This window comes from Nocardia pseudovaccinii NBRC 100343 (genome assembly GCF_001613225.1).
GTDB lineage: Bacteria > Actinomycetota > Actinomycetes > Mycobacteriales > Mycobacteriaceae > Nocardia > Nocardia pseudovaccinii.
This window is the reverse complement of record NZ_BDBY01000278.1, coordinates 1-3911: the sequence shown is the minus strand read 5'-3', so window position 1 is coordinate 3911 and position 3911 is coordinate 1. Positions and strand designations below refer to the sequence as shown.

Annotated in this window: 6 protein-coding genes; 5 read left to right on the top strand and 1 reads right to left on the bottom strand. The window is 65.2% G+C overall.

Going from position 1 to position 3911, the window contains the following annotated elements; genetic code table 11:
* Positions 1-74: 74 nt before the first annotated feature.
* From NP3_RS34105 to NP3_RS34095, 3 genes are read left to right on the top strand one after another with little or no spacing between them, the layout of a single operon-like run.
* Positions 75-893 carry an RluA family pseudouridine synthase gene (locus NP3_RS34105; RefSeq protein WP_063045860.1) on the top strand — a complete coding sequence of 273 codons (819 nt, stop codon included), beginning with the start codon at positions 75-77 and terminating at the stop codon, positions 891-893.
* Between the two features lie 9 nt (positions 894-902).
* Complete coding sequence (locus NP3_RS34100) at positions 903-1160, top strand: hypothetical protein (RefSeq protein ID WP_157124733.1); 258 nt, start codon at positions 903-905, stop codon at positions 1158-1160.
* A complete protein-coding gene (locus NP3_RS34095) occupies positions 1157-1585 on the top strand; it encodes a TA system VapC family ribonuclease toxin (RefSeq protein WP_063045858.1) in 429 nt (142 codons plus the stop codon). Before NP3_RS34100 ends, NP3_RS34095 begins: the two co-directional genes overlap by 4 nt.
* A 116-nt stretch (positions 1586-1701) precedes the next feature.
* Here NP3_RS34095 and NP3_RS34090 read toward each other — a convergent pair whose 3' ends face one another.
* Positions 1702-2346 carry a TIGR03086 family metal-binding protein gene (locus tag NP3_RS34090; protein WP_063045857.1) on the bottom strand — a complete coding sequence of 215 codons (645 nt, stop codon included), beginning with the start codon at positions 2344-2346 and terminating at the stop codon, positions 1702-1704.
* 85 nt (positions 2347-2431) lie between these two features.
* Between NP3_RS34090 and NP3_RS34085 the strand changes: the two genes are divergently transcribed.
* Together NP3_RS34085 and NP3_RS34080 are read left to right on the top strand one after the other, a co-directional pair.
* Entirely contained in the window at positions 2432-2866 is a 435-nt protein-coding gene (locus tag NP3_RS34085) for a MarR family winged helix-turn-helix transcriptional regulator (RefSeq protein WP_063045856.1), read from the top strand.
* Between the two features lie 160 nt (positions 2867-3026).
* Positions 3027-3806 (top strand): metallophosphoesterase, encoded by a 780-nt coding sequence (locus NP3_RS34080; protein ID WP_063045855.1) that lies wholly within the window; start codon positions 3027-3029, stop codon positions 3804-3806.
* The last annotated feature ends 105 nt before the right edge of the window (positions 3807-3911 follow it).

Below are 3911 nucleotides of genomic sequence, written 5' to 3'. Positions count from 1 at the left end.
AGGCACACCATCTGCATCCCCACACGCTGCGCCGCAACGGCAAGTACCGGCACCGCACAACCTAAGCTCGTCCGGTGGAGTTCGAGTGGGCCGAGTTGCGGGAGAGCTGCGTTATCGAGGAGGACGCGGCGGTGCTGGCGCTGAACAAACCCGCCGGGATTTCGGTGACCGGGGAGCGGCACGACAGCGATATCGTCGAGGCGGCGGCCGCGGTGGGGGAAACGCTGTATCCGGTGCACCGGATCGACAAGGTGACCTCCGGACTCGTGCTGCTGGCCAAGGAGTTGGGCGCGCACGGGCAGCTGACCAGGCAGTTCAACAAGCAGACGGTCGAGAAGGCGTATCTGGCGATCGTCGAATCGACCGGCCTGCCCGATCGCGGCGTCATCGAACTGCCGCTCAGTGTCGGTCGCAAGAACCGGGTGCGAATCGCCGCGCCCCGCGAATCCATTCGCGAGCGGGCCGGTCGCTGGTTCGTCGATGACGCGGACCTCTTGGCCACCAAGAACTATCCGTCGACAACCCAGTTCACCACGGTCCTGCGCACGGACACCTACACCGTGCTCGCAGTGCGCCCGATCACCGGCCGCCGCCACCAGATCCGCGTACACCTGGCTTGGATCGGACATCCCATCGTCGGCGACCCCCTATTCGACAAATCCGCCCGATACGACCGCACCTACCTCCACTCCTGGCAACTCGCCCTCGCCGCCTCCTGGCGCACACCCCCCACCCTCACCCTCCAAGCAACCCCAACTCCCGACTTCTGGCACCCCCTCCATCCCACGCCCGACCCCGCCGCTCTCCTCCAACACGCCGACACCCTGCTGCACACCATCGAATCCCCGCTCCCCCAACCGAATAGCCCTCACCCACCCAAAGCCGCATGCTAATATGCTTTTATGCGCACCACGATCGACCTACCACCAGAGTTGATGCAGGCCGCCAAGATCGCTGCGGTCGAGCGTGGAATGAGCCTGAAAGATCTCTTTACCAAGGCGTTGACTCACGAGATCGGCGCGGGCATACCCGGCCGAAAGCACGGACGCGTCACCTTCCCGCTGATCAGCGGGCCAGATGCAGAGCCGAAGGCCGCTATCACCAATGCCGATATAGAAGCGGCGTTCGAGGCCGAGGACATCGAGAAGTACGCGCAATGACCTTGGTCGACGTGGGTGTCTGGCTTGCGGCGGTGTGGGGCAGGCACGTACATCACAAGATCGCGGCAGCATGGTTCGGAGAACAAGCCGACGGCCTGCTCCTGTGCCGAGTTACCCAAACAGGTCTGCTTCGGTTGCTCTCCAACCCTGCCGTACTGGGAAGCGATGTCTTGCCGCGAAGCGCGGCGTGGCGAATCGTAGATCAGCTCAACGAGGACGAACGAGTGCTCTGGGCGGAGGAGCCCGCCGAGCTGGAAGCCGTGTTCCGCGCGTTCTCCGCCAGGAACGACAACAGCCACAAATTGTGGATCGACGACTACCTGGCCGCATTTGCACAAACCAGCAACGCCGCACTGGCGACACTCGATCGAAAACTCGCAGCACGCTACCCGTCCGTCCAGGTCGTAACCCTCAGCCCCAAGTAGAGATTGACGCCACCGCCGCGCACATCTTGGCGCCGACACGCACGGAATGGGCGGGAATTCCCTGCGCGGCACGCTAAATCGTGCGGCCGGTAATCACGCCCGAGCGGCCACGGCGACTACTCAGGCCAGCTCGGGGACCGCCCGAGGATGGCGACGATCTCGTCGAGCACCGAGTCACCGGACCACGCGATGACCGGCCCGAAGGCGGAGCCCGGGGCCAGGCGGGCCGGGCCACCGGGGACGATCTCGGCTACCGATAATGCGACCGCGAGCAGGTCGTCGTCGAAATGCACTGTGCGGCCGAGGGTTCGGGCGACGTCCCAGGAGTGCACGACGTAGTCGATCAAGTGGAAGCTGACCGCCTCGGCACCGGAGAATTCGAAGGCGCTGGTGAACTCCGGCAGCGGGAAGGACCGGTCGAGCACGCCGTCCTCGGCGAAGGACGCCAGCACATGTTCGGCGGCGGCGCGGTAGTCCGCGATCGGGTCCTCGCCCAGCGGACGCAGCCGCCACAGCGACAGATCGCCCTCGCCGCCGGAGGCGGCCGCGAAGCCGTAGTGCTGAGTGATCATGTGCGCCAGCAACCCGTGCAGCGTCCAACCGGCGCACGGCGTCGGCTTGGCCAAATCGGCCGGAGTCAGCTGGGAAACAACTTCGATGCTGGTGCGCACGGCCTGGGCATTGAGCGCGATCAAATCGACCTGTGTGCCCAGTGATTTGAGGGTCCGCAACTCGGGGGCGGTGTCGGAATCGGTGGTCATCGCTGTCCTCTCGATACATCCAATTGATAAGCGCATGCATATCGTAAGCTCATGCTTATCATAAGCTAAGCGGTATTTTCTACCCATGCCGGAGAAGCGCCCCGACCTCGCTGCGATGATCGCGCCGCTCGGCCGCGCCCTCGCCATGGCGGAACTGCCCATACTCGAGCGGCACGGCCTGACCATGTGGGGCTATGTGGTCCTGCTCGGACTCGGCGACGAACCCGTCTACACCCAGGCCGCGCTGGCCAAGAAGATCCGTGCGGACAAGACGCGCATCATCGGCACACTCGACGAACTCCAGCAGCGCGGCCTCATCCGGCGCGACCTCGATCCGGCCGACCGGCGCGCACGCCTGATTTCGCTCACCCCGACCGGTCGGACCACCCGCGGCCAGGCACAACACGATATCCAGGAGCAGGAGAACCGCCTGCTCGCCCAGCTCCCAGCCGCCGATCGCAAGTCGTTCCTGCGGTCACTGCAGACGCTGTGGGCATCGGTCGTCGACCCGTCGAGCTGACCCGGTGTGCGCGCGACCACTTCCGACCCCGCGGCCTTCTACCGGTGGTCAGCCTCATGGCGACGCGTAACCCGCAGGTCATCTAGCCTGTAGACGTGCGGCACACGATGCCGACACCCTCTGACGCAATGGAGCGATCCCCCAGAGAAAGCGAACGCCGATGATCCTGGTGGCTCAGGTCAGCGATACCCATTTCGATCTCGGCACCCGCAATGCCGAACGCGTCGAGCGGGTCATGGCCTATCTCGCCGAGCTGCGACGCAGGCCCGATGCCATTCTGGTGACCGGCGATATCACCGATTCGGGTAAGCCCGAGCAATATGCCGAGGCACGTGCCGCACTCGATGCCGATATCCCCGTCTACGCGCTGCCCGGTAATCACGACGACCGCGCCGCCTTCCGCACGATCCTGCTCGGCGAATCCGCATCGACCGCGCCGATCAACAACGCACACCGAATCGGCAATTCAACCGTGGTACTGCTGGATTCGAGCGTCCCCGGCGAATCCGGCGGCCGACTCACCGAAGAGACCTACGACTGGCTGCGCGGCGTACTCGCCGCCGCGCCCGCCGACGCGCCCATTCTCCTTGCGCTGCACCATCCGCCCGCACATCTGTTCAGTCCGGTCATCGATGAGATCTCGCTGGCGGAGCCCGAGAAACTGGCCGAGGTGGTCGCCGATGACGAACGCATCGTCGGCGTGATCACCGGACATGCGCATTCCGCCGCCACGACTACCTTCGCGGGCCGCCCGCTACTGATCTCCCCGAGCACCGCGTCTGTGCTGGGCGGGGAGTGGGAACTCGAGCTCCCCCATCACGTGATGGACTACGCGCCGGATCCGGCCATCGCCCTGCACGTCATCGATGAAAGTAACCGCATCACAACGCATTTCCGAAGCATTGCGATGGGCGGCCGGATCGGCGTGCAGCCGAACTAGCGGCGTACCGCCCGTTCGCGGCGGTAGGCCGCCGGTGTCGCGCCGGTCCAGCGCTTGAAGGCGTAGATGAAGGTGGAGGATTCGGCATAGCCGAGCCGGATGGCC